23 protein-coding genes are annotated in these 25,994 nt (G+C 61.5%); 3 read left to right on the top strand and 20 right to left on the bottom strand.

The window, feature by feature from the left end:
* Positions 1-53 precede the first annotated feature (53 nt).
* From J2Y41_RS03040 to J2Y41_RS03120, 17 genes are all read right to left on the bottom strand, one after another.
* A complete protein-coding gene (locus J2Y41_RS03040) occupies positions 54-1,715 on the bottom strand; it encodes an amidohydrolase family protein (RefSeq protein WP_309926042.1) in 1,662 nt (553 codons plus the stop codon).
* Between the two features lie 55 nt (positions 1,716-1,770).
* Positions 1,771-4,740 carry a DEAD/DEAH box helicase gene (locus J2Y41_RS03045; RefSeq protein ID WP_309926044.1) on the bottom strand — a complete coding sequence of 990 codons (2,970 nt, stop codon included), beginning with the start codon at positions 4,738-4,740 and terminating at the stop codon, positions 1,771-1,773.
* Positions 4,741-4,764: 24 nt separating this feature from the next.
* Positions 4,765-5,601, bottom strand: coding sequence for a twin-arginine translocase subunit TatC (gene tatC / locus J2Y41_RS03050; RefSeq protein WP_309926046.1), 837 nt, complete (start codon positions 5,599-5,601; stop codon positions 4,765-4,767).
* A gap of 6 nt (positions 5,602-5,607) precedes the next feature.
* Entirely contained in the window at positions 5,608-5,877 is a 270-nt protein-coding gene (tatA, locus tag J2Y41_RS03055) for a Sec-independent protein translocase subunit TatA (protein WP_224090393.1), read from the bottom strand.
* 36 nt (positions 5,878-5,913) lie between these two features.
* Positions 5,914-6,264 (bottom strand): hypothetical protein, encoded by a 351-nt coding sequence (locus tag J2Y41_RS03060; RefSeq protein ID WP_224090391.1) that lies wholly within the window; start codon positions 6,262-6,264, stop codon positions 5,914-5,916.
* A gap of 9 nt (positions 6,265-6,273) precedes the next feature.
* Positions 6,274-8,313, bottom strand: coding sequence for a WYL domain-containing protein (locus tag J2Y41_RS03065; protein ID WP_309926049.1), 2,040 nt, complete (start codon positions 8,311-8,313; stop codon positions 6,274-6,276).
* A gap of 97 nt (positions 8,314-8,410) precedes the next feature.
* Positions 8,411-8,806, bottom strand: a complete 396-nt coding sequence (locus J2Y41_RS03070) for an FKBP-type peptidyl-prolyl cis-trans isomerase (protein ID WP_216925697.1) — start codon at positions 8,804-8,806, stop codon at positions 8,411-8,413.
* A 70-nt stretch (positions 8,807-8,876) separates the two neighbouring features.
* Complete coding sequence (locus J2Y41_RS03075) at positions 8,877-9,806, bottom strand: FKBP-type peptidyl-prolyl cis-trans isomerase (RefSeq protein ID WP_309926052.1); 930 nt, start codon at positions 9,804-9,806, stop codon at positions 8,877-8,879.
* 129 nt (positions 9,807-9,935) lie between these two features.
* Positions 9,936-11,300 carry a Pup--protein ligase gene (gene pafA / locus J2Y41_RS03080; protein ID WP_224164420.1) on the bottom strand — a complete coding sequence of 455 codons (1,365 nt, stop codon included), beginning with the start codon at positions 11,298-11,300 and terminating at the stop codon, positions 9,936-9,938.
* Between the two features lies 1 nt (position 11,301).
* Complete coding sequence (gene prcA, locus J2Y41_RS03085) at positions 11,302-12,009, bottom strand: proteasome subunit alpha (protein ID WP_224164419.1); 708 nt, start codon at positions 12,007-12,009, stop codon at positions 11,302-11,304.
* A gap of 1 nt (position 12,010) precedes the next feature.
* Positions 12,011-12,820 carry a proteasome subunit beta gene (prcB, locus tag J2Y41_RS03090; RefSeq protein ID WP_224090384.1) on the bottom strand — a complete coding sequence of 270 codons (810 nt, stop codon included), beginning with the start codon at positions 12,818-12,820 and terminating at the stop codon, positions 12,011-12,013.
* Between the two features lie 80 nt (positions 12,821-12,900).
* Positions 12,901-13,104: a ubiquitin-like protein Pup gene (locus J2Y41_RS03095; protein ID WP_216925702.1), complete on the bottom strand. Its 204-nt coding sequence runs from the start codon at positions 13,102-13,104 to the stop codon at positions 12,901-12,903.
* A gap of 117 nt (positions 13,105-13,221) precedes the next feature.
* The gene (gene dop, locus J2Y41_RS03100; protein WP_224167530.1) at positions 13,222-14,841 is read right to left on the bottom strand and encodes a depupylase/deamidase Dop; all 1,620 of its coding nucleotides are present in this window, start codon (positions 14,839-14,841) and stop codon (positions 13,222-13,224) included.
* A 50-nt stretch (positions 14,842-14,891) separates the two neighbouring features.
* On the bottom strand, positions 14,892-16,703 hold the full coding sequence (gene arc, locus J2Y41_RS03105) for a proteasome ATPase (protein ID WP_224164418.1): 1,812 nt from the start codon (positions 16,701-16,703) through the stop codon (positions 14,892-14,894).
* A 96-nt stretch (positions 16,704-16,799) separates the two neighbouring features.
* Positions 16,800-17,888, bottom strand: a complete 1,089-nt coding sequence (locus tag J2Y41_RS03110) for a tRNA (adenine-N1)-methyltransferase (RefSeq protein ID WP_224164417.1) — start codon at positions 17,886-17,888, stop codon at positions 16,800-16,802.
* A gap of 119 nt (positions 17,889-18,007) precedes the next feature.
* Positions 18,008-19,171: a site-2 protease family protein gene (locus J2Y41_RS03115; RefSeq protein ID WP_224164416.1), complete on the bottom strand. Its 1,164-nt coding sequence runs from the start codon at positions 19,169-19,171 to the stop codon at positions 18,008-18,010.
* Positions 19,172-19,891, bottom strand: coding sequence for an HAD family phosphatase (locus J2Y41_RS03120; RefSeq protein ID WP_224164415.1), 720 nt, complete (start codon positions 19,889-19,891; stop codon positions 19,172-19,174).
* A 122-nt stretch (positions 19,892-20,013) separates the two neighbouring features.
* On the opposite strand from J2Y41_RS03120, the gene J2Y41_RS03125 reads away from it, so the two are divergent.
* Positions 20,014-20,919, top strand: coding sequence for a PAC2 family protein (locus J2Y41_RS03125; protein WP_223932802.1), 906 nt, complete (start codon positions 20,014-20,016; stop codon positions 20,917-20,919).
* Between the two features lie 30 nt (positions 20,920-20,949).
* Here J2Y41_RS03125 and mshC read toward each other — a convergent pair whose 3' ends face one another.
* A complete protein-coding gene (mshC, locus tag J2Y41_RS03130; protein ID WP_309926059.1) occupies positions 20,950-22,227 on the bottom strand; it encodes a cysteine--1-D-myo-inosityl 2-amino-2-deoxy-alpha-D-glucopyranoside ligase in 1,278 nt (425 codons plus the stop codon).
* A 15-nt stretch (positions 22,228-22,242) separates the two neighbouring features.
* On the bottom strand, positions 22,243-23,076 hold the full coding sequence (locus J2Y41_RS03135) for an undecaprenyl-diphosphate phosphatase (protein ID WP_224090379.1): 834 nt from the start codon (positions 23,074-23,076) through the stop codon (positions 22,243-22,245).
* Between the two features lie 51 nt (positions 23,077-23,127).
* Between J2Y41_RS03135 and J2Y41_RS03140 the strand changes: the two genes are divergently transcribed.
* Positions 23,128-24,060 (top strand): aldo/keto reductase, encoded by a 933-nt coding sequence (locus tag J2Y41_RS03140; RefSeq protein ID WP_309926061.1) that lies wholly within the window; start codon positions 23,128-23,130, stop codon positions 24,058-24,060.
* A gap of 12 nt (positions 24,061-24,072) precedes the next feature.
* On the opposite strand, the gene rfbA is transcribed toward J2Y41_RS03140, so the two are convergent.
* Positions 24,073-24,939 (bottom strand): glucose-1-phosphate thymidylyltransferase RfbA, encoded by an 867-nt coding sequence (rfbA, locus tag J2Y41_RS03145; protein WP_224164413.1) that lies wholly within the window; start codon positions 24,937-24,939, stop codon positions 24,073-24,075.
* A 54-nt stretch (positions 24,940-24,993) separates the two neighbouring features.
* Here rfbA and rfbB point away from each other — a divergent pair, with 54 nt between their 5' ends.
* Positions 24,994-25,992 (top strand): dTDP-glucose 4,6-dehydratase, encoded by a 999-nt coding sequence (rfbB, locus tag J2Y41_RS03150; protein WP_309926064.1) that lies wholly within the window; start codon positions 24,994-24,996, stop codon positions 25,990-25,992.
* Positions 25,993-25,994 lie beyond the last annotated feature (2 nt).

Here is a 25,994-nt window from a genome sequence, read left to right on the forward strand (position 1 = left end):
TCGTGCATCGTCCCAGTTCAGGCGGAGCATTCGAAGGCAAGGAAATAGTGCCCTCAGACCCGGAGGGATTCGTGAGCGAAGAGCTCCTGGCCTTCCCTCACCGTCTGCAGGCATACAGGATCACTGCCGGTATCCAGGGCAGGGAGCAAGGGAGTGCGGGCACGGGGATCGGTGCTCCAGGACTGCACACGGCTATCCGCTACCTGGACCATGAGTTCCTCAACTTCCCAAACCGCGAAGCTGGCCGGCGCACCGGGCACGAGTTGGCCCATCAGAGGGTTTCTGTGCTTGGTGGCCCGCCAGCCTGCCCGTGTGTGGCCAAGGAACGCCGCACGGGCTGAAATGCGCTGGTCCAGGTTGCTGTGTTCCAGGCAGGCCCGGATGCTTGACCAAGGGCTGAGTGGTGTCACGGGGCTATCGCTGCCAAAGGTGATTGGAACTCCGCTGGCGTAGAACGCAGCCAAGGTGTTCATGGCCTTGCTGCGTCCGCCAAGCCGTTGCTCGTAGAGACCTCCGGACCCTCCCCACATAGCATCGAATGCCGGTTGCATGCTGACTGTCACCGAGTATTTGGCCAGCTTCTCGACTGCAGCCTGATCGGCAAGCTCAACATGTTCAAAGCGGTGGCCTGCTGCGCGGATCCGCTGCTCCCCCACCTCGGCGGCTGCGGCGTCCAATGCGTCAAGCGCAACATCAAGGCCGGCATCGCCAATGATGTGGAAACCGGCCTGGACGCCCAGGAGTGAGCACGCAGCAAGGTGCTTGGCGGCCTCATCCGCTGAAAGATACAAAGTGCCGCGTTGGCCCGGCGCATCGGAATAATCCTGTCTCAAGGCAGCTGTCCGTGACCCGATGGAACCGTCGATGTTCAGGTCACCCGCCAGGCCCAGGACCCCGGGGCCCAGGCCGTCCAGGATCGTGCGGGCGTGATCCTCCGATGACGCCAGCTCGCCCCAATACGGCAGAACCTGCGGTTTTCCGGTCTGCCTGTTCCAGGACATGGCCATGCGAAGATCTTCCGGGCCGCAAATGTGTGGGGCCGACATTTCAGCCAAGGCAACGTAGCCGTTGGAAGCCGCATAATGCAGGGCGCGTTCCTGATATCCACTCCGTTCGGCGTCACTGAAGCTCCGCGCCGCGAGACGGGCGGCGGTGTGGGCTGTCCTGACTACGCGACCACTATCCCCGGAGAAGCCGTCCATGCCGGCAAGGCCTGCCGAGGCCGCCAGGGAGGATGAAACCAGGGCGGAGTGAACGTCAATGCGGGAAAGGTAAACCTGCCTGCCGCCGGAGGCCTGCTCCAGCTCTTCCAGCGTTGGAAGGGTGGCATCCTGCCACGTTGTTTCATCCCAACCGTGGCCAATGACAGTTCCTGAACCGCTGGCGGCAGCAACGGCGTCGAGCAGTTCCCGGCCGGACCGCACACCCGTCAAGGACAATCCCGCCAAAGCGAGGCCTGTCTCCGTCAAGTGCGCATGGGAGTCGACAAAGCCCGGTGCCACGAGGGCGCCCCGAAGATCAATGACGTCCATTGTGGAATCCTCGATGGACGTCGCTGCCTGTTCGGATCCCACCCAGGCGACCGTGTCACCATCCACCACCATGGCGGTAGCGAACGGATCGGCAGCGGTATAGATCGAACCGTTCCGGTAAAGGGTGACCTTACGGACGTTTTCGTCGGGACGGTCGCCGGCGGACAGGCCTGGCTGGTTCATGCGGTGTGCTCCTCGAGCGTTTGAAGAAGGTCTGGGTCTCGAAAACGGTTCCGGGTCAGGCGACGGTTGAGTAAGCCACGACACCCCGGCGGACCAGGTCGATGGATTCACGGCAGATCCGCGCCAAGCGGGGATCCAGTTGTGGAATTTTGGCGAGTTGGTCCAGGAGGTCAACCACTTGCTTTGCCCAACGGACGAAGTCGCCCGCAGCAAGGTCAGTGCCGCTGAGCACGTCCTGAAGATGGCGGCCTTTGGCCCACTTATACATGGGCCACATGAGGCCCAGCTCCGGTTCGCCGGTCAGCGGAAGCCTGTTCTGTTCCTCAATGTCCTCAAGTTGCGACCATTCCCGAACGACGATGTCGACCGCCGTTTCCAGTGCAACCGAGGGCATCCTCGGGCGAAGGCCCCGGTCTTCGCGCTTTGCCTGGTACACCAGGGTGCTGGCCAAGGAGGCCAGCTCGGCAGCATCGAGATCGTTGATGGCACCACGCCTGATGGACTGTGAAATAAGCAGGTCCTTCTCACCGTAGATGCGGCGCAGCCGCTGCCCATCCGTGCTGATGGTGACCTTCCCGGCGTCGTCGGTTTCGAGGTAGCCATAGGCGGAGAGGACGTCGCATACGCGATCGAACGTCTTGGCAATCGTGTTGGTCCTGCTTTGGATCTGGCGGACCAGGCCGTCTGTCTCCTTGCGAAGTTTCCACCAACGCTCCCCCCAGCGGGCGTGGTCCTCGCGCTCACTGCAGCCATGGCAGGGATGCGCCCTGAGCGCCCTGCGTAGTTCAGTGATCTTCTGTTCCTGGTCCTGGGCACGCGAGCCCAGACCGAAGTCCTCGTGCCTGCTGTTCCGCCTGGCGCGGGGTGCTTCATCGCTGATCGCGTTCCGCATGGAGGCTGCAAGATCACGGCGGGACTTGGGCACCTTGGCGTTGAACGACTTGGGAATCCGAATGCGGGTCACCGGGGAAATGGGGCCGTCGAGGTCATGGACGCCGATACGACGCAGCTGGTTGTCCGAGGTGAGGACAGACGGCCGCGGTTCGCGGGCATTGGGATCGACATCAAGCACGACGGCGTGTCCGGCCAACCTGCCACTGGAGACGGTAATGACGTCCCCGGGTATGAGCCGGGTTAAGGAATCAGCCACTCTGGACTTCCGGGCGCGCTGGTGGTCGCGCGCCGCGAACTGCTCAGCGTCGCTGAGTTCGCGGCGGAGCCGGGCATACTCCGTGAAGTCGCCGAGGTGGCATTCCATGGACTTGGCGTAGCCGGCCAATGATTCTTCGCGTCCACGGACTTGCCTGGCGAGGCCCACCACGGAACGGTCCGCTTGGAACTGCGCGAAGGACGACTCAAGGATCTCGCGCGCCCGCACCCGGCCGAATTGGGCAATCAGGTTGATGCTCATGTTGTAGGTGGGCGTGAAGCTGGAGTTCAGCGGATACGTGCGGCGTGACGCCAAGCCAGCCACTGCCGCGGGGTCTGTTCCGGGTTGCCACAGGACCACGGCGTGGCCCTCGACGTCGATGCCGCGGCGTCCGGCCCGACCGGTCAGCTGCGTGTACTCCCCCGCCGTGATGTTGACGTGGGCTTCCCCATTGAATTTTTCGAGCTTTTCCAGCACCACGCAGCGCGCAGGCATGTTGACTCCGAGTGCCAAGGTTTCAGTAGCGAACACCGCCTTGACCAGGCCATCTGCAAACAGTTTCTCCACTACCTCCTTGAAGGTGGGCAGCATGCCCGCGTGATGAGCCGCAAAGCCCCGGATGAGGCCGTCGCGCCAGCCCCAGAAACCCAGGACATCAAGGTCGTCTGCAGGAATTTCGTGGCTTGCTTCGTCCACGCGCTGGGCGATGATCTGCTGTTCGCGCTCAGTGGTGAGCCACAGGCCGGACGCCGCGCACTGGGCCACCGCAGCATCACAACCTGCCCGGGAGAAGATGAACGTGATGGCAGGCAACAGGCCCTGGCGGTTAAGGCTCTCAATGACCTGCGGACGGCTTGCTTTCCGAACCGGGCTGCGCTGCTCCGGGCTCTGCCGCTCATCCCGGTAGCGGTCCTGCCGACGGCGGCTCCGGCCACCATGGCCGAAGCGGCCGTTGAAGTTCATCCGGCTCTCGGATCGGGCCATTGCCAACAGATCCGGGTTCACTTCGAACTCAGGGCCGGTAACTGCCTGCCGGGCCGTGGAGGTCACAAGACTCTTGGCTGCGATCTTTCGGCTTTCTGCCGGAAGGACGGCCTCGTCAACGGCATCCTCAACATCGCTGAGATCCGGTACCTCGGTGTCCGGTATCTGTGGGGCGATTTCATCGAAAGTGGTATCGCCGGCAAAGAGGTCAACGATCTCCCTGCCCACCATGACGTGCTGCCACAGTGGCACGGGCCGGTGCTCGGACACGATGACGTCAGTATCGCCCCGAACGGTATCCAGCCACGCACCAAACTCTTCAGCATTGGACACAGTGGCGCTCAGCGAAGCAACCTGCACTTCACTGGGCAAGTGAATAATGACTTCCTCCCAGACGGCTCCGCGGAAGCGGTCTGCGAGGTAATGGACCTCGTCCATCACGACGAAGCCGAGGTCGCCGAGTGTCTCCGAGTCGGCATAGAGCATATTGCGCAGGACTTCGGTGGTCATCACCACAACGGGCGCCTCACCGTTGATGGTTGTATCGCCCGTCAGCAGGCCAACGTTGGCAGAGCCATACTTGGCGGCGAGCTCGGAGAATTTCTGGTTGCTCAGCGCCTTGATGGGTGTCGTGTAGAACGCTTTGAGGCCACGTTCCAGAGCCAGGTAGATGGCAAATTCGCCAACGATCGTCTTACCGGCACCGGTAGGCGCCGCGACGAGGACGCCTCTGCCCTCCTGCAATGAGCGGCACGCCTCACGTTGGAAGTCGTCCAATTCGAAGTCCAGGGAACGGGCAAAGGCACCAAGATATGTCTTGGCCTCAGCTGCCCGGTGAGCGGCCGCCTGGTAGCGGTCTGATGGTGATTGGGACCCGGAAATGGAGGACATGCACCAAGCCTAATGGCCTGAGGTCTAGAGATTCTCCAGATCCGAGGCCGGGGTGGCAATATCTGCCGTGGCTTCGGTCTCAGCAGCCCGCTTGATGGCACGACGTTCCCGCCGGCGGTCATTCCAGAGACACACACCGATGGCAGCAAAGAACAGAAGAAGCATGGGCGCCGCCAAGTAGAACATGCTCATGGCGTCGGCACCCGGGGCAGCCATGGCCGCAAACAGGCAGACCAGGAAGATGGTGATCCGCCAGCTTTTGACCAGTTGCTTGCCCTTGATGATTCCGGCCAGGTTCAGCCCAACCAGCACCACCGGCACCAGGAAGGCGATTCCAAAAGCCAGAAGAAGCCTGAGGACAAACGCAAGGTAGATTTCGGCACTAATGAAGTTTGAAGCGCCGGTCGGTGTGAAGTCCGTGAGGACACGCACGGCGTTGGGCAACACAAGCCATGCCAGCAGGACGCCGCCGATAAACAGCGGAACGGCAGCTGCTACAAACGACAGAGCCAACCTGCGCTCTTTCTTGTGCAGGCCCGGGACTATGAATGCCCACAGCTGGTAGATCCAGACAGGACTGGAAAGGATCAAGCCAAGGAATACAGAGACCTGGACCATGAGGTCGAATGAGCTGGCTACGCCATCAAAGTTCAGGCTGGCAGCGCGGCCTTCTTTTTCATTGAGGTCTTTGATCGGCTTGATCAGGGCTTCCAAGAGGGGTTGGTAGACGATGAAGCCCAGCACCGTCCCAAGAATAACGCCGATGGCAGCCTTGAAGAGCCGGTTCTTGAGCTCCTTAAGATGGTCAAGGAGCGCCATCCGGGCTTCGGGGTTGGCCTTGCGCCCCTTCGTCTCTACCACTTCTTCTTAGACGCGGTTGGAGGGCGGAACGTCGGTCTCGCCGTTGTTCTTGGCCTTTACGTCCGGGTGGTCTACAACCCTGCCTTCGACGGCGTCAGAGGGTTCCTGCGTTTCCTTCTTTTCGGAGGAACCGTCCTTTTTCATTTCCCGGACTTCAGACTTGAAGATACGCATCGACTGTCCAATGCTGCGCGCCATGGACGGCAGCTTCGGTGCGGCGAAAAGCACCAGAGCCAAAACGATGATGATGATGAGATGCCAGCCTTCGAGCCTCATGTGGGGAGGTCCTTTCCTTTTGGATACATCCTACGTCTATCTGAATTCAATGTCGTGCAGGGATTGGGGCTGACCCCGCTCTGCTTTGCGCTGAACGCGCTTCTGGCGACGAACTTCCTGGCGGAAGGCTTTGGCCGTCAGGTAATCATGACGCATCTGCTCCGGCGAGGCAAAAATTGCAGATCCCGGCTCCGGGTGGCGTTCCGGAGCCTCAACATCGGAGGTTTCTGCGGCAGGAGAAAGATGGCTGAAACGTTTGCCGGCGTCCCCTAATTCATGAACAGTGGCCATGAATTTCCTGAACAGCCGATAACCCAGGGTCACATGGAGGAGCAACGACAGGGCTATGAGCGCGATCCACAGCAGGATCCAAAACCACCAAGGCATCTGAGTAGTCTAGCCAGCCACGATGTCCGAAGAGGAAACGGCACCGTATTGGTCAAGCGCCGCCGTGAGCCAACCCTGGACTTCCTGGCGCAACTGCGCAGGGTCCAGCACCCGCACCGTCCCTCCATGTTGGGACACAAACATCGGTAACCACTCCACATTTCCAAAGCGCACCTCGGCAAGCAGCCCGCCGTCGGGCAATTCAGCCGTGCGTTCGGCGTAGTAGTCATCAGCCAGGCCAGCGCCCTGCCGGGTCAATTCAAGCACCACCAGGACGTCGTCGTCACTGGGAGTGAAGAGCCTTGCCGGAAAGTCTGCATCAGCAGTTGCTGTTCCGGAGACGGGACGGCCATTGGGTTCCAGGGATTGCACGCGGTCCAGCCGGAAATTCCGGAGTCCCGACTTGCTATGGCAGTAGGCCTCGAAGTACCAGGTGTTGTCCAGGGAGTACAGCCGCAGGGGGTCCACGTCGCGCTCGGTTACTTCGTCCCGCTGCGGGGAAAGGTAGCTCAGGCGCAGTTGCTGGCCGTCCCTGATGGCGTGGGTAATGGTTGCGAACGCCCCGGATTGCTCGGGTGCCACCGACTGGCCCGCAACTGCCCCGGCCAGGCGTCCGGCCTGTCCTGCAGCGCCCGTCAATTTGATGGTCACAGACTCCAGGGCGCTGCCCGGTTCGTCCTCGGCCAAACCTGCCAGTGCAGGTAGATCGCCGAGCATCGACAATCCAGTCAGCAGCGCGGCGGCTTCGTCCTCGCTGAAGCGCACAGGACGGTTAAGGTCCAGATGCTCCGTGATGTACACATGGTCGTTTTCCCATTGGATGTCCAGGAGGTCGTCCGGGTAGCCCCCGGGCAGCCCGGAACAGATCAGTATCTTGAGGTCGTCAATGAGGGCTTTGCGGCTGATTCCAAAGCGGTCCGCTACCTCCTGCACGTGCAGGCCCTGATGGTGGACGAGGAACGGCACCAACTGCAGCATGCGCGTGAGTTGGTCCTCGGACGTTCGCTTCCTTGATCGCTGCGCGCGCGCAGCCTCGGGAAATTCCACGGGGATAACCGGGGACGCATTGAAGTCCGCAGCGCTTTTGAGCCGGCGTACGACGGCGGCACGCAGCTCGGCAGGTTCAAGCACTTTGACGTGGGGCCCATACGAGGCCAGTTCCTCGGCGAACTGCCCGGGGTCCCGGAAGTCCACAACCAGCCTGTCCCTGCCGTCTGTTCCCTTCCCAGCCCCTTCCTCCCCGGGGCCGGTGGAAACAGCACGTTTGCGCAGGGCGAGCAGGCGTCCCTCGTCTACGTCCAGGACAGCCTGCTGCAGGGGAAGTTCGTTGAGGGAATCCAGCTCCGCCCGGGCGTTGAAACCGGCTGGCGGCTCGAAGGAACTGCCCGGTATGACGGAGACGGCGGTGGTCATGCGTGACAACCTGAAAATCCTCTTGGCGGCCCTCCCCCGGTCGAAACCCACGAGGTACCACTGCCCGAACCGGCTCCCCAGGCCCCACGGCTCCACCTCGCGTACTTCCTCACGGCCGGTGCTTCCGGCGAGGTAGCCGAAGCGGACCGCATGCCGGCCGTGCATGGCTGCAACGACGTCGTCGAATGCTTGTCCGGCTGGCTTGATCCGCGGCTGGACGCCGGCAGGCAGGTCGACGTCGGTGAACCCACCTGCCGCCTGCAGCTTACGGACGGCATTGACTGCGGCGTTGCCGAGGGCAGCACGTTCCCACAACTGGGCGGCAAGGAGGAGGACAGTGGATTCAGCGGGAGTCAGGCTGACATCAGGAAGCCTGTTGGAGTCCTTGCCGATGCGGTAGCGGGTTGATGCGGGGTCCTCGGACCCGAAATTGCGGGGGTCCGTGAGGGTCTCGATCTCAAAGCCGAACTGTTTCAGATCCACTTTGTCGCGCTCGAACATCCGTCCGAACGCGACGTCGTTTTCGGCGGTGTCGTGATAGACCTTCTCCCGCAGGACAGAGCGCGGAAGGCCCACCCTGGTATTGAGCAAGGCAAGCAGGAGATTCAGGAGTCGTTCAGTGCGGGATGCGGACACGGTTGCTACGTTACTAAAGTCCTGGGCGAAAGCAGCAAGGCGCGTCACCGGCCCGGCAAAGCCGGGTGGCAACGCGCCTTGGCAGGAAGCTTGCGCCCTAGCGGACAGCTACGAGGTCAACGACGAAGATCAAGGCCTCGTTGGGCTTGATTGCTCCGCCGGCGCCACGGGATCCGTACGCCAGTTCTGAAGGGATCTCAAGGCGGCGACGGCCGCCAACCTTCATACCCAGCAGGCCCTGGTCCCAGCCCTGGATGACCTGGCCCACACCAACACGGAAGTCCAGCGGAGCGCCACGGCCCCAGGAAGCGTCGAACTCTTCGCCCGTGGACCAGGCGACGCCAACGTAGTGGGTGGAAACGGTGTCGCCGGCTTTGGCCTCGGCGCCGGAACCCTCAATGAGGTCCGTGATGACGAGCTCGGTGGGAACGTCGCCTTCCGGGAAGTCGATTTCGGGCTTGGTGCGGTCGAAGTCACGCTGACCAAATGACATGGTTGCTCCTTGGTGTGAGGGACGAATGGTGTCAGGAACCAGCTTAGCCAGTCCCGGATCAGGTGGCTGCCTACTTGACGCCGAGGATGTCAACGACGAAGACGAGATCGCCCTTGGCTTCACCCTGTCCAGCAGCGCCATAAGCAAGGTCCTGCGGGATGACCAGAAGGACGCGGGAGCCGACGGTCTTGCCTTCCAGGCCTTGGGTCCAGCCCTTGATGACACCGGAAAGCGCGAAGCTTGCTGTCTGTCCCCGGTCAAAGCTCGAATCGAACTTCTGGCCGCCCACAAGATTGACGCCAACGTAATTCACTGTGAGGGTGTCAGTAGACTTAACAGCAGCGCCGGAGCCCTTGATGAGGTCCTGTGCGATGAGTTCCTTCGGAGCGGCTGCGCCTTCAACCGAGATCTGCGGGATGCCCTTGTCGTCTTCCTTCACGGTGGGGAGCCCAGCCGGAGGAGTGACTGTCTCGCCTTCCGGCTTCGACAGGACCGGAGCGGCTTCCTTGGCGGAAAGCAGCTTGAAAACCACCAACTGCGTAGAGCCGGCGGCAGCGCCCTGGGCTGCCGAACCCGGCGCGGCGAACGCGATGTGGGAACCGATCTTGGCGCCAACAATGGCGTTGTAGATCAGCTCGTTGCCCTTCTTGAGCTCGTCATTCAGCTCAATGGGCTGGGGGCCGTTCTTGTAGACGTCTTCAACGGTCTTGCCGTCATTGCCATCCACAGCGATGTATGCGAGCTCGGCAACCTGGCCGGCCTTGATACGGTCGCCGTTGCCTTCGCTGACTACCTTGATGGTAGGTTCAGCGACGGTGAGCGGCTTGGTGAAGTCCAGGCCAGGGGCCTTGTCATCTCCGTTGTCGGTCACCTTGACGGAATCGAGTTTGGAGACATCGCCTGATGACTGGCTGGTGGGCTCGGCGGCTGGCGTGCCCCCGCCCCCACACGCAGTGATGAGCAGCAGGGCAGGAAGAAGAATTGCTAGGAGTCGGCGCACAAAAAAGACACTTTCGTCGGGGCAAAGGACACTCGGAAAGGCGCATGGCAGATCCAAGGCAATGGCCTCTTGGAAAGAGGCCACGGTCCAGAATAGCCCGTGAAGCTGGGAGTACGCTCAGAAAGGCTGTTAGCCCATGGAGTCCAGGAGCGCATCAACGCGGTCGTCCACGCTGCGGAAGGGGTCCTTGCAGAGGATTGTCTGGTGTGCGCGGTCGTTGAGCTTCAAGTGCACCCAGTCCACCGTGTAGTCGCGTCCGAGCTCCTGCGCCCTCCGGACGAAGTCTCCCCGCAGCTTGGCCCGGGTTGTCTGTGGAGGAGTGTCAACAGCGTCCTTCACTTCGGTTTCGGGAACCAAACGCCGCGCGGCATCCCGTGATTGCAGCAGGAAGAAGAGGCCGCGCTGGCGTGAAATGTCGTGGTAGGTGAGATCCAGTTGAGCAATGCGGGGCGAGTCCAGGCTGAGGTCGTGCCGGCGCATGTAACCGTCCATCAGCTTCTTCTTGATGGCCCAGTCCACTTCGGTGTCGATAGTGCTGGTATCGCCACTTTCGATGGCGTCCAGGGTCCGCTCCCACAAGTCGAGAATAAGCGGCACGTGGGCATTATGTGCGCCGTTCGCGGCCACGAACTCTGTGACCTTTGCAAGGTACTCGCGCTGGATATCGAGCGCCGAGAGCTGCCTGCCGTTTGCCAGGCGGACCAAAGCGCTGCCCGTGAGGTCATGCGAAATTTCCCGGATGCTCCGGATGGGGTTCTCCATTCGCATGTCCCGCATGATCACCCCTGCCTCGATCATGCGCAGGATCAAGTCAACCGTGCCCACTTTGAGGAGTGCGGAGGTTTCGGACATGTTGGAATCACCCACGATCACATGGAGCCGACGATAGAACTCGGCATCGGCATGCGGCTCGTCACGGGTGTTGATAATGGGGCGTGACCTGGTGGTGGCAGAAGACACACCTTCCCAGATGTGGTCTGCCCGCTGTGAGAAGGCGAAAGTTGCACCATGGGGTGTCTTCAGGACTTTGCCTGCTCCCGCGATGAGTTGACGGGTCACCAGGAACGGGATGAGGATCTCGGCCAACCTTGAGAACTCTCCCCGACGCGGTATGAGGTAATTTTCGTGGCTTCCGTAGGAGTTTCCGGCGGAGTCGGTGTTGTTCTTGAAGAGGTACACCGTGCCATTGAAACCCTCCGCTGCGAGCCGGGCCTGGGCCTCATCAACGAGGTCGTCCAGGATGAGCTCTCCGGCGCGGTCGTGCGCGATGAGTTGCGCGAGGTCGTCGCATTCCGCGGTGGCGTATTCCGGGTGCGAACCAACGTCCAGGTACAGGCGTGAACCGTTGGTCAGGAAGACGTTGGAAGACCTGCCCCAGCTCACCACCTTGCGGAACAAATAGCGGGCCACTTCTTCGGGGGCCAAAGGACGTGAGTCGGGGCTGGAATAGGAAATCCCAAACTCCGTCTCGATGCCGAATATGCGTTTGTCCATCTCAAGCCTCCTCTGTGAGCAGCTGTGTCATGTCCTCGGGGAGCAGACGCCGGAAAGCCCGGCGGGAACCCCGGTGACTCTCCGAAGCGCGGTCCAGAACGGCAGCTTCGACGGCGGTCGCCGGGAGGGCGTCGGCTTCCTTGTCCGTCGCCAAGGCGCGCAAAGCCAATCTCATGGCTCCGGCAAAACCAAGCTCGGGCTCCCAAGCCCCGCTTACGACGTCGGAAATCTGGTCGGCAAGTCCACCCATCACCACGAAGCCGTTCTCATCGGCAATCGAGCCATCAAAGGTGAGCCGGTACAGGTGGTCCTGCTCCTGCGCCAGGCCGACTTCAGCCACGGCCAGTTCCACTTCGAACGGCTTTTGTTCGGCGGTGAACACTGCGCCGAGGCTCTGCGCGTAGACGCTTGCCAATCCCCGGGCGGTCACGTCTTCGCGGTCGTACGAGTAGCCACGGACATCCGCGTACCGCACACCGGCCTGTCTGAGGCTTTCGAACTCGTTGTACTTGCCCACTGCCGCGAAAGCGATTTTGTCGTAGATCTCGCCGATTTTATGCAGTGAAGGTGACGGGTTCTCAGCGATCAACGCGATGCCGTCAGCACAACTGATCACCACTACGGAGCGGCCGCGGGCAATGCCTTTCCGTGCGAAATCCGCACGGTCCTTCATCAGCTGTTCGGGCGAAACATAGAACTGCTGCGTCATGTCAGGCCTCCCGTCCGGCGATGGCACGGGATTCGACGATGGCACCGGCTATCGCCGCCAGGTCCCGTTCAGGTACCCGGCGATTACCGGCACGGTTGACCGTATAAACCACTGGCCACAGCTGGCGGACGGGGTCCGGGCCGCCCGTTGCGGAGTCGTCGTCCGCGGCGTCGTAGAGCGCCTCAACCGCGACGGCCACAGCCTGTTCTTCCGAAAGGTTCGGCTTCCAAAGTTTCTTCAGGGCTCCACGTGCAAAAACTGAACCGGAACCCACGGAGTGGTGTTCCTGTTCTTCATAGCGCCCACCGGTGACGTCGTAGGAGAAAAGCCGTCCGGTGCCCGATACGTGGTCGAAACCGGCAAACAAGGGAATCACCGCCATTCCCTGCATTGCCATGGGCAAGTTGCCGCGGATCATCGCACCCAAACGGTTCGCCTTGCCCACGAGGCTAAGAAGCGTGCCCTCAATTTTCTCGTAGTGTTCCAGTTCCACCTGGAAGAGCCGCGTGATATCGATTGCCAGGCCCGCCGTACCGGCAATACCCAGTACCGAATACTGGTCCGCGGGAAAGACCTTCTCAATGTGCCGGCTGGCGATCACGTTTCCCATGGTTGCCCGCCGGTCCCCCGCCATCAGCACGCCGCCGGCATACGTCAAGGCGACGATGGTGGTCGCGTGCGGCGAGGACGGAACGGTACCGGCCGGCAACGTTTGGTTGAACGGAAGGAGTTCGGGACGCGAGCGTTGAAGGTGCTCCGTGAATGAAGACGTTGCCTGGGTGGCCAGGGGGCCGGTTGATGGGTCCTGCATTGCTGCACTCCTTCGACTCTGCATTCCGATGCCCGGTGGCCTCGCGCCAGCCGGGCAGTACATGGTTTGTCCGGGTCCGCTTACTGGCCGCCCTTTTGGACGAAGGCCCTGACGAACTCTTCAGCGTTGGATTCCAGGACGCCATCGATTTCGTCAAGGAGGTCGTCCACACCCTGGGTGGCATCCGAGGCCTGGGCTTCGGGTGCTGCCGGTGGTGCCTCCGGGACGTCTACTTCAGTCTCAGTATCCCGTGACTGCGGTTGCTGCTGCTCCTGAGCTGCCATTTCCATCTCCCTACTGTCAGCCCCCGGTTGTGGGGACTTCCTACTGCCATATTGCCACGCCGTGGGCTGCTGCGCCCGGCTTTGCCAAGGCACCATTTTTGCCCGTGGCTGAATGCCTCAGTCCTTGGGCGGCGGCGGTTTTTGGCCCAGCAATTCGGCCAGGAACGAGCCCGCCTCCTGATGCCGGTCAAACAGGGCTCCTGTGAGCGCCCGGGTCCCCCGAAGTGGTTCGCGGGTGGGAACACGCTGCAGTTTCCCAAGTCCCGGAACATCGAAGATGACCGAGTCCCAACTGGCGCCAACGACGTCCTTGCCGAAGCTTGAAACGCACCGTCCGCGGAAATACGCCCGTGTGTCCGACGGCGGTTCACCCACCGCCCTGGCGATGTCGGCGTCGTCGACGATCCGGATCATCCTGTCCCTGGACAGCATCCGGTAGTAAAGGCCCTTCTCCGGCCGGATATCGGACCATTGGAGATCGACCAACCCGAGCCGGGCATCGTCCCAACCAAGGCCGTCGCGGTTCCGATACCCCTCAAGGAGGGACTTCTTGGCTATCCATTCCACGGATGACGCCGCAGCAGCGGGATCGCTGCCCAGCAGTGACAGGGTCGATTCCCAGCGTTCAAGTACGCCATGCGTGTGCCCGTCGCCAGTGACGGAATCGGCAACTCCGGTCTCCTGCGCCAGCTTTGCGGCAGCTTCGTAGTACATCCACTGGATATCCAGGGCGGTCACCCGCCGTCCATCCAGCAGTCTTACGGTAGTGGCCAAAGTTGTGTCATGACTGATGGCCTGCAGTGCCTGAACGGGTTCATGGACTTCGATGCGGGGCGCCTGGCCGGCTTCAATGAGGCTGAGAACCATGGCCGTGGTGCCGAACTTCAGATAGTTGGAAACCTGGCTGAGGTTCGCATCGCCGATAATGACGTGAAGCCGCCGGTACTTATCCGCGGTCGCGTGAGGCTCGTCCCGGGTGTTGATGATGGGGCGTCGGATAGTGGTCTCCAGGCCCACCTCAGCCTCGAAGAAGTCTGCCCGTTGGCTGATCTGGTAGCCGGCCGTGGAACTGTCCTGTCCGATCCCCACACGCCCGGCCCCACAAATCACCTGCCGGGACACGAAGAATGGTGTGAGTCCCCGGATGATGTCGCCAAAAGGAACTGAACGGGGCATGAGGTAGTTCTCGTGCGAGCCGTAGGACACCGATTTGTTGTCCGTGTTGTTCTTGTAGAGATTGATCGGCGGAAGGCTGGTGTCTGCCGCTACTTTCCTCACCGTGGCAAGTGCTACGAGATCGCCGGCAGCGTCCCAGGCCACCGCATCCCGCGGGTTGGTGACTTCAGGGCTTGAGTACTCCGGGTGTGCATGGTCCACGTAAAGGCGGGCGCCGTTCCCGAGGACCATGTTCATGAGGAGCGAACCGGATTCGTCCTGGCCATCCAGTTCCAATTCCTGGCGGCCATACGCCAACGCGACTGCCTCGGCGTCGAGCACTGGCGGCTGGTCAGTCAGCTGGCTGGGATCGGCACTTGCCCGGTCAACCGTCCAGCCGCGGGCATCGTGCAAGGGTTCTTCGTCCGTATAGTCCCACCGCGTTTCCGCTCCCCCGGCGGCACGTTGGCGGGTGACCGTCGCATAGGCCTGGATGATCCGGGCGGACATCATGGTGGCGTTGGCCCCGGGCGCCGATGGCGCATGGATTCCGTACTCGGTTTCGGAACCCATGACGCGCATGGCGCCGCCTACAGGCAACCTTTCCGCGGGTACACCCTCGGTTTTGGCCGTCACAGGTACTGACCCGTGTTGGCTGTAGTCTCGATCGACTTGCCAGGTTCCTGGCCTGCCTTGCCTTGCACGATCGTACGGATGTACGTGATCCGTTCGCCCTTCTTCCCTGAGATTCTTGCCCAGTCGTCAGGGTTCGTGGTGTTCGGCATGTCCTCGTGTTCCCGGAATTCGTCCACCACTGCACGCAGCAGGTGATCGATCCTCAGACCCTTCTGATGGTTGGTCAGCAGATCCTTGATCGCGTACTTCTTAGCCCTGTCCACGACGTTCTGAACCACGGCGCCTGAGTTGAAATCCTTGAAGTAGAGCATTTCCGTATCACCGTTGGCGTACGTGACTTCAAGGTATTCGTTCGACTTCTCGGTGGAATACATTGCCTCCACGGTGCGCTGGATCATGGCGTCGACAGTAGCTTGGACATCTCCGCCATACTCCGCCAGATCCTGTGCATGGAAGGGAAGGTCAGTGGTGATGTACTTGCCAAAGATGTCCGCAGCAGCTTCGGCATCGGGTCGCTGGATCTTGACCTTTACGTCAAGGCGGCCCGGCCGGAGGATCGCGGGATCGATCATGTCCTCGCGGTTTGAGGCACCAATGACGATCACATTGTCCAAACGCTCCACGCCATCAATCTCGCTGAGCAGCTGCGGGACGATGGTGGTTTCGACGTCGGAAGACACGCCGGTTCCACGCGTACGGAACAGCGAATCCATTTCGTCGAAGAAAACCACCACGGGGCTGCCATCGGACGCTTTTTCGCGGGCACGGGAGAAGATCAGCCGGATGTGCCGTTCGGTCTCGCCAACGTACTTATCCAGGAGCTCAGGTCCCTTAATGTTGAGGAAGTAGCTCTTGAGGTCCGTGTTGCCTGCGCGCTCAGCGGCACGGGCAGCCAGGGAATTGGCCACGGCCTTGGCGATGAGGGTCTTGCCGCAACCCGGCGGACCGTAGAGAAGGATTCCCTTGGGCGCCTTGAGCCCGTGTTCCCTGTACAGGTCCGGATGCAGGAACGGGAGTTCAACAGCATCGCGGATCTGTTCGATCTGGGGACCAAGGCCGCCGATGTCCTGATAGGTGATGTCCGGAACTTCTTCCAGGACAAGGTTCTCCACCTCAGCGCGCGGGACTTTTTCCAGCGCATAGCCGGTGCGCGAATCCAGCGACAGCGCGTCTCCTACCTTCAGGTGCACGCTTTGCAACGCTCCTGAGAGGCGGACTACGCGTTCCTCGTCGGCGCGGCCAACTACCAACGCACGGTCCTTGCCCAGCATCTCCTTGAGCGTAACGAGTTCACCCGCCCGTTCGTAGCCGAGCCCGGCAACCACCAGCAGGGCCTCATTCAAAAGGACTTCCTGGCCAACTGCGAGTTGGTTGACATTTACCAGCGGGCTGATGCCAACACGCATCTTGCGGCCTGCATTGAAAATGTCCACGGATTCCTCCGTGGCCGCCTGCCCGGAAGAACCCGGGCCCGGCTGCCTGCGGGGGTTGATCTGTACCACCGTTCCGAAGCTGTAGGGCGGCTGCCCTTCCTGCTCCAAAGCACCCTTCAAACGAAGGATCTCGCCCTTCGCCGTTTCAAGCATGCTGACAAGCTTGCTGTTGTTTTGGGTGGCGGCGGCAAGCTGGCGGTCGATGTGGCGAAGCTTGTCCCGAAGGATATTGATCTGGCGTTCGGCCACGGTCAATTCACTGGATGGGTCGGGCGGCTGGATGGCGGCAAGCCTCCGGTTTGCTGCCTCTTCAGCAGCGGCGTTAGCTTCCTCCGGCGTCGGCCGTCCAATGTCGTTGTTGTTCGACGTATCCACGATTCATCAGCCCCTTCCTGCGCTTAACAAGACCTTAGTCCCGAAAAGCTCAGGGTGCTTGGTGACATCCGGAATGCGGACCCTATTGTGACCTTTTCAGTTTGTGACCGGGGGGTCGTCCTGGACATTGGTTCCGGCGATGGCGTCACGTGCGGCACGGCGGAGTTTCTTGTCCGAAACGGCACGCTCCCCTACCGCTCCCGGAGTCCATGCGTTCAGGTCTTCCTCGCTGAATTCGGTCTTGGACGGGCGCCGCTTGACGGAGATTCCAGTGACGCCGTCGGCGAGCCGCCTGGTGACCAGAAGGAATCCCGTATGGGCCACCATGCGGTGGTCCGGGCGTACTGCGAGTCCTTCAAGGTGCCAGCCGCGCACCATGGATTCCCAGGCATCCGGTTCAGTGAAACGTCCGTCAGCCCTGATGGCCTCGGCGGTGCGGGAAAGCTGCGTCACCGTTGCGACGTAATTGATCCAGACGCCACCTGGGGCCAGGACCGTTGCCACGGCGTCAAGGCACTCCCAGGGAGCAAGCATGTCCAGCACTACGCGATCTACGGAGCCGGGCGCCTCGGCACGGACCACTTCTTCCTGGAAGTCACCAAGGGAGATCTGCCAAGCGGGGTGCGGGCCACCGAAAATCGTCTCGACGTTCCCCCGGGCGATATCGGCGAATTCTTCGCGGCGCTCAAAGGAATGGAGATAGCCGCCGTCACCGACTGCACGGAGCAGGGAAATGGAAAGCGCGCCGGAGCCCACGCCGGCTTCAACAACCCGGGCACCCGGGAAGATATCGGCCATCGTGACAATCTGGCCCGCGTCCTTCGGATAGACGACCGCAGCGCCACGAGGCATGGACAGGACGAAGTCCGAAAGCAAGGGACGCAGCGTTTGGTACTGCTGCCCGATATTGTTGCTGACTACCGAACCATCAACCTTGCCAATGATTTCATCGTGGTTCAGGAAACCGCGGTGGGTATGAAAAGCTCCCCCCACTTCAAGCGTGATGGTGTTCATCCGGCCACGCTCATCGGTGAGCTGCACCCGCTCGCCCACGCGGAACGGCCCACGGCGGCGGGCTGCCCCGGTTGGTTGCGTGGCAGAGTCAGTGGCTGGCTTGTTGATGCCTGTGTCCGCGCCCGTGACAGTGCCTGCGCTTGTCTCAGCCGCGGCGGTTTCGCTGCTCATGTGGTGTTCCTCGCTCCTGGGCGGTTGCGCCGCCGTGTGTTGCTGCCGTATGGGCGCCGAAAAGGATGGTTTGTTTTGTTTGTTTTATGGACCGGCTCGTAACTCTACCGGCAAGGGTGTTAGGCGCGCCCGCTGCCCCGGGCTTCTTTACCTGTTATCGCTGTCACTACTGCCTGCTGGCGGAGCAGCCCGGTCACGGTTCCGTTGTGGTCCACCACAGCGTATTCGCCGCCTTCCAGCCGCGCCAGATACTGGATCAGCTCCTGGCCCTTGGACCATTCCGGGACGTAGGCGCCGGCAGCGAGGGCGTGCGCTACGGCGGTGACCGGCGTCGTCGCTACCGCCTCGGGAGGGACCGCGGCAGTTGCCCCCGGATCCACCACTCCCTGCGGTTTTCCGTCGGGTCCGCAAATCACGACGGCGGGACTCCCTGCCGGGGATACCGCCAGGACGTCTGCCACACTGGCCGCGTTCGGCAGGCCCACTGCCGGCTCCGCGAGCCCGGCCGCGCTCACGAGGTAAAGGCGGCTGCGGAGCTTTGCGTGGTTGATTGAGCTCGATGCGCCCATCCACAGGAAGCCACAGACGAGGACGGTTATAAGCATGAGGCTGATGTCCAGGGGTGCTCCGCTGAGGAGCGGCACCCCGATGAACCAGATGACAAGTGCGGCGACGATGACGCGGCCTGACCATCCTGCGGCTATGGTCCCCTTGTCCTGGCTGCCCGTGGCCTTCCATACCGCCGACTCCACCAACCGGCCGCCGTCCAATGGCAAACCGGGAAGAACGTTGAAGATGCCAATAAGCAGGTTGGCCCACATCAGGATGTTTGCCAGGATTTCCGCGACGCCACCGAGGACGCCTGAACTTAGGACAGCCCACATGCCGCCGGCCAGGATAAAGTTCGACACCGGTCCGGCAAGGGCGACGATGACAGAGCGTCCAGGGGATGCGGTGAAGCTCTCGAACTGGGTGTGCCCGCCCCACAGGTTCAGGACAATCTTTTCCGTTGGCCAGTTGAACGCTTTGGCACTGAGCGCATGGGCAAGCTCGTGGACCAGGACGGAGAGCGCGAGCAGCAAGGCATAACCGAGGGCAACAAAGTAGGCCCAAATGCCCAGGTTGGGCATGCGCACCAGCAGGGCGGGCCCATAGACGATGATCGTGAAGCCGGCGATAACGAACCACGAGTAAGCGAGATATACGCGGATTCCCGCGATTTTCCCCAATGGAATGCCGTCCTTTTTGATGGCAGCATGATGGGGCGTGGAGGAGCTGCTCACCTAGTTTGCCCCTTCAAACAGGTTTCCCTGTGCGACGCGGTCGGCAATCAGCTGGCTGACGTCCGCTGCGGTCCGGCCCACCAGGGTCTCCCACATGACCATGCCCGGATACTCGGGCAACGGAACCTGGTGGGGAATGCCCACTGTCAGTACGCCCGATGCCAGGGCAGCCGTAGCGCCCGGAATGGAATCTTCCAACGCAACACAGTGATCGATGGTCAGCGACGGGTCATCGAGGCGGAGCCGTTCTACAGCCGTGAGGTAGGCCTCCGGATGGGGTTTGCCGTTGGTGACGGTGTCTCCCGTTACCAGGAATTCGAAGTAGGGCTTGGCAAGGCTTTCGACGATAACGCCGGCCAGTGGGCCCTCGGACATGGTGACCAAAGCGCAACGGACGCCTGCCTGGTGCAATTCGTCCAGCAGTTCGCGTGCTCCCGGGCGCCAGGGAACTTCATTGCGGACGTGCATGATCACCTGTGCGCTGAGGGTATCCACGATTTCGCGGGCTTCAAGGCGGACTCCAGCAGCTTGCAGCACTGCGGCGGAGTGAAGCAGGGACTGACCCACCAACTGCATGGCCTGCTGGTGCGACCATGTCCCACCGTGCGCCTCCACGAGTGCGCGCTCGGCGGCGATCCAGTAAGGCTCAGTGTCCACAAGGGTGCCATCCATATCCCAGAGTACGGCTTTGAGGAGGGGCTGACCGGATGACGAAGGCATGGTTTCAAGTCTACGTGGAACGCGGGGCGCTTCCGGCCGGGCTTGCGCTGTGGGCGAATACAGGACACGCTCCGGCGTGAAATGCCATGCATCCACAAGGGTCTTGGACGTAGGGTGAGTGGATGAACAGTGTGGACGGGACCCCCGAAGGACAGGACATCACCGCGGAGCCCGAGCGTTTCCTTAAGGAACCCGCGGAAGGCCAACGCGTCACCGTAATGATCGCCGCGTTTGAAGGCTGGAACGACGCCGGTGAGGCCGCCAGCGATGCGCTGCACTACTTGAACAAAGTCTGGGACGGCAAGAAGGTTGCCACGGTAGACGCCGAGGAGTACTACGACTTCCAGTTCACCCGGCCCACCGTGCGCCGCACGTCCTCGGGTGCGCGGAAGGTCAAGTGGCCCTCAACGCGGATCTACAAAGCGTCGGTTCCGGACAGCAATGTGGACGTGGTTTTTGTTCTTGGCACCGAACCTTCGTACCGTTGGCGGGCATACACCACAGAACTCCTGGTCCATGCGGAAGCACTGAAGGTGGACTCGGTCATTCTTGTCGGTGCGCTGCTGGCCGATGTTCCCCACAGCCGGCCAATTCCGGTAAGCACCACCACGGAAGACAGTTCGCTACGGGAACGGCTGAATCTGGAAGCCTCCCAATACGAGGGACCCGTGGGAATTGTTGGCGTCCTGGCCGAGTTCGCCATGCTGGCCGGGCTGCCAACCGTTTCCCTGTGGGCAGCCGTCCCCCACTACGTCGCACAGCCGCCATCGCCCAAAGCCCAGCTGGCCATCCTTCACAAGATCGAAGACCTGCTCCAGGTTCCCTTGGACAGCCAGGCACTGGCAGAAGAGTCAGAGGCTTGGGAACGGGGCGTCGATGAGCTCGCCACTGAAGATCCTGAGATTGCCGCCTACGTGCGGCAGCTGGAGGAAGCCAAGGACACCGCGGACCTCCCGGAAGCATCGGGCGAATCTATTGCACGCGAATTCGAGCGTTACCTCAAGCGACGCGGAAAGGACCGGCCCTAGCGCAGGACCGGCCCTAACGCAGGACCAGCCTTAAAGCTCCACCCCGAGCAGGGCGTCTACGGCATCGCCCATAAGGGCGGCGTCAATCCCGGACATTGGTGCGTTCTGCCGCAATGCTTCGTCAGCCCAGCGATCGACGGCGGCAATGGCTCCGGGAGCGTTGAGGTCATTGGCCAATTCCAGGCGCATGGCCTCAACGAGTGTTGCGGCCGAACCGGCGGGGGCAACGTCACGGGCATTGCGCCATCGGGCCAGCCGATCCTTTGCTGCCGCAAAGTCCGCCTCAGTCCACGACCAGTCCGAGCGGTAGTGGTGGGCGAGGATTGCAAGGCGGATTGCGGCTGGTTCTTCTCCAGCGGCGCGGAGCTTGGAGACAAGCACCAGGTTGCCCTTGGACTTGCTCATCTTTTCCCCGTCAAGGCCCACCATGCCGGCGTGGGCATAATGCTTGGCGAGCGGAACGCCTGCCAGCGAGTACGCGTGTCCGGCTCCCATTTCGTGGTGGGGGAAGATGAGATCCGAGCCGCCACCCTGCACTGTGAATGGTGCGGGCAGGTATTTCTGCGCGATAACCGTACACTCGATGTGCCATCCGGGACGGCCGTCGCCCAGGGTGGCCCCCGGCCAGCTGGGTTCGCCTTCACGTGCTACGCGCCAGAGCAAGGGATCGAGCGCCTGGCGTTTGCCTGCCCTGTCCGGATCGCCCCCACGCTCTGCAAAGAGGGAAAGCATTTCCGCTTCGCCGAGGCCTGAAACATCGCCCAGGGTCCATGCATCCGTGGCGTCGGATCGTTTGCCGGCCATTTCGACGTCGTAGTAGACATCGCCGTCGGGTTCGCCGTCTGTGCCTTGTACGCGGTAGGCGACGCCGTCGGCAATAAGCCGCTCGATGGCGGGCACAATATCCGGAATGGCTTCGACCGCGCCGATGTAGTGGTTTGGAGCAAGGACGTTGAGGGCGTCCATATCCGTGTGGAACAGTTCAATCTGGCTCTGCGCCAGTTCACGCCAGTCCACGCCGGTGGCGGTGGCGCGCTCAAGCAGCGGGTCATCGATGTCCGTAACGTTCTGAACGTAGGCCACCGGGATCCCGGCATCGCGCCAGGCCCGGTTGAGGAGGTCGAAGGCCACGTAGCTTGCGGCGTGTCCCATATGGGTGGCGTCGTAGGGCGTAATACCGCAGACGTACATCGATTGTTCCGGCTGCGGCTCAATCTCCACGACGCGGCCGAGGGCGGTGTCGAAGAGGCGTAGTTGGGGCATACTGCCGGGCAGCTCAGGAACAGGGCGGGAAGTCCACGATTTCACGACTCAACCTTAGTGCTAGGCGCTGATCACATTGAAACCGAGCAGGACATACAAGGCCAGGCCCAAAAGAATGCGGTACCAGACAAAGAGCCTGTAACTGCGTGTGGAGACGAACTTAAGGAACCAACCAATGATCACGTAGCCCACTACGAAAGCGATGACTGTGGCCAGCGCCGTTTCCGGGAGGCCGTAGGGACCGGCCAGGCCCTCCTTGGAAACTGTTTTGTAGAGCTGGTACAGGCCGCTGCCGAAAACCGCTGGAATGGCGAGGAGGAACGAGTAGCGGGCCGCAGCTTCACGCGTGTACCCCATCAGCAAACCGGCAGTGATGGTTCCGCCGGACCGCGATACGCCGGGAATAAGGGCCATTGCCTGGGCAAAACCGTACAGGATGCCGTGCTTGTAGCTGAGCTCCGTGAGATCCCGTTCCTGGCGGCCGACGGCGTCGGCAACCGCCAGGATCATGCCAAAGACAATGAGCATGGTGGCGACTATCCACATGCTCCGCAGGACAGACTCGATCTGGTCCTGGAACAACAACCCGAGCACGATGATGGGAAGGCTGCCCAGGATCACCAGCCATCCCATTCGGGCGTCCGGATCATTCCGTGGGACTTTTCCGCTCAGGGACCTGAACCAGGCCCCAATGATCCGCACGATGTCGCGCCAGAAATAGACGATGACTGCCGTCTCCGTACCCAGTTGGGTGATGGCCGTGAAGGCGGCTCCGGGATCGGCCGCATTCGGAAGGAATGAGCCCACGATCCGCAGGTGTGCGCTTGAGGAGATCGGGAGGAATTCGGTGAGGCCCTGCACCAGGCCCAGCAAGGCTGCTTCTATCCAGTTCACGTGAATAGACACTACGTCATGAAGACTGGGAACTCCCCGTAAGCTATCAGCATGCAGCAGCGTTATGTCGGGAACAGCGGGTTCCGTGTCTCCTCTTTGTCCCTCGGAACAATGTCCTGGGCGCAGGAGACGGATGAGCAGGACGCTGCCGAGTTGCTCCACGCCTTCGTGGACGCAGGCGGCACCGTCATCGACACCGCTGCATCGTATGCACAAGGCCAGGCTGAGGCGATGTTGGGCTCCATGTTGGGCGATGTCGTGGCTCGTTCCGAAGTCGTGATATCCACCAAAGCCGGCGTCTCGTCGTCGGAATCCAGGCGCAGCATCAATGCATCGCGGGGTGCCCTGTTGTCGGCGTTGGACGCCAGCCTGGCAAGGCTTGGAACCGATTACCTCGATATCTGGTTCGTTCATGAGTGGGACCCAAATGTTCCCTTGGACGAGACTCTGTCAGCGTTGGAGCTCGCGCAGAGGACGGGACGTGCCCGCTACGTGGGAATTTCCAACTACAACGGGTGGCAGACAGCCAAAGCGGCGGCAGTCGCTGGTTTCACGCTGGTAGCCAACCAATCCGAATATTCCCTGGTGCAGCGAAAGCCGGAGGAAGAGCTCATTCCTGCCGTGGAGGATGCCGGGCTCGGCCTGATGGCCTGGGCTCCCTTGGGCCGTGGTGTCTTGAGCGGAAAGTACCGGGGCCAGATTCCTGCTGATTCCCGGGCTGCGCAGAGCAGGCTTGCTGCGTACGTTGAGACCTACCTTGAACCGAAGGCATCACGGGTGGTGGAGGCCGTCGCCATGGCCGCGCGGGGTTTGGGACGATCACCCCTGGACGTATCCCTGAGTTGGTTGCTTTCGCGTCCCGGCGTTGCCACGGCTATCGTCGGAGCCCGGAACGCAGTCCAGCTCAAGGAATTGCTGGATGCCCAGTTGACGGTTCTCCCGGCCGAGATCTCGCGCGCTTTGGAAGACGTCTCGGCTGTATAGCCCTCAAGGTCGTTATTGGCGGTCGAGGATATCCAGCAGGTAACTGCCGTAGCCGCTCTTGGCGAGCTTGGAAGCCTGCTGGCGGAGTTCGTCGTCGTTCAGGTATCCCATCCGCCAGGCCACCTCCTCCGGCGCTCCAATCTTCAGGCCCTGCCGGTTCTCCGTAGTGCGGACATAGTTTGACGCATCGTTGAGGTCGCTGAAGGTTCCCGTATCCAGCCAGGCAGTCCCGCGCGGAAATTTTTGCACGTGGAGCCTGCCGAGCTCCATGTATTGCCGGTTGATATCCGTGATCTCCAGTTCCCCTCGAGGCGAGGGTTTGAGGTCCTTTGCCATGGCGACGACGTCGTTGTCGTAGAAGTACAGGCCCGGGACCGCGTAGTTGCTCTTTGGGGACGTTGGCTTTTCTTCGATGGAAACGGCCAGCCCGTCGTCGTCGAATTCCACCACGCCGTAAGCACTCGGATCCTTGACCCAGTAACCGAAAATCGCGCCTCCTTCAACGTCCGCGTACTTGCGGAATTGGTTACCCATCCCGGGACCGTTGAAGATGTTGTCCCCCAGGATGAGCGCTACTTTGCCGCTGCCAATGTGCCGCTCCCCCAGGATGAATGCCTGGGCCAATCCATCAGGGGTGGGTTGTTGTGCATATGTGAGGTTTATGCCGAATTGGGAACCGTCGCCCAGTAAGTTCTCGAACTGTGGCGCATCCGTGGGCGTAGTAATCACCAGAATGTCCCGAATGCCGGCAAGCATCAGCGTGCACAGCGGATAATAAATCATGGGTTTGTCGAATACGGGGACTAATTGCTTGCTGATTCCAAGCGTTATTGGGTGTAGCCGGGAGCCCGTGCCGCCTGCAAGAACGATGCCGCGCATATTAGCTGTCCCTTCCCGCTGCACATAGCCGCAATTGGCGGCTACGCTATGGCCATGCAGAGAATCCTTGTCACCGGCGGGGCCGGATTCATTGGATGCAACTTTATCCACTACATCATGGAGCACTCACGCCTCCATGTCACGGCCCTGGACAAACTCACCTATGCGGGGAACATCGAGTCCCTCGCGGGGCTGCCTCCTGAACGCTTCGAATTCGTCCAGGGCGATATCTGCGATGCCCCGCTGGTAGACCGCATGACGGCAGCCGTTGACGCCGTGGTCCATTTTGCTGCCGAATCACACAACGACAATTCACTGCAGGACCCCCGGCCGTTCGTGGACACGAACCTCGTAGGTACATTCACGCTCATCGAAGCGGCGCGGAAGCACAATACCCGCTTCCACCACATATCCACAGATGAGGTGTATGGGGATTTGGCCCTGGAAGATCCGGAGCGTTTCACCGAGTCCTCGGTCTATCGGCCCACGAGCCCCTACTCGGCAACCAAAGCCGGTTCAGACCTGCTGGTCAGGGCATGGGTCCGTTCCTTCGGCCTCAAGGCGACCATCAGCAACTGCTCCAACAACTATGGGCCCTATCAGCACGTGGAGAAATTCATTCCGCGACAGATCACCAACATCCTGGATGGCAACCGTCCCCGCCTCTACGGCAACGGCCACAATGTACGGGACTGGATCCATGTGGAGGACCACTCCGCGGCCGTGGCGGCAATCCTGGAGCGTGGGCGGATTGGAGAAACGTACCTGATCGGCGCTGATGGTGAGCAGTCCAACCGGGACGTCGTGGAGAAGCTGCTTCGGCAAATGGGACAGCCTTCAGAAGCCTACGATCTGGTGACTGACAGGCCCGGTCACGATCTTCGATACGCGATCGATTCCAGCAAGCTTCGAAAGGAACTTGGCTGGGTCCCCCGGTTTGCAGATTTCGACGCCGGCCTGGCTGACACCGTCCGCTGGTACCAGGACAACGAAGCTTGGTGGCGGCCGCAAAAAGCTGCGACCGAGACCAAATACGCAGGCCAAGGCCACTAACC

Origin of the sequence: Arthrobacter sp. 1088 (assembly GCF_031455315.1) — a bacterium.
Taxonomy (GTDB): Bacteria; Actinomycetota; Actinomycetes; order Actinomycetales; family Micrococcaceae; genus Arthrobacter.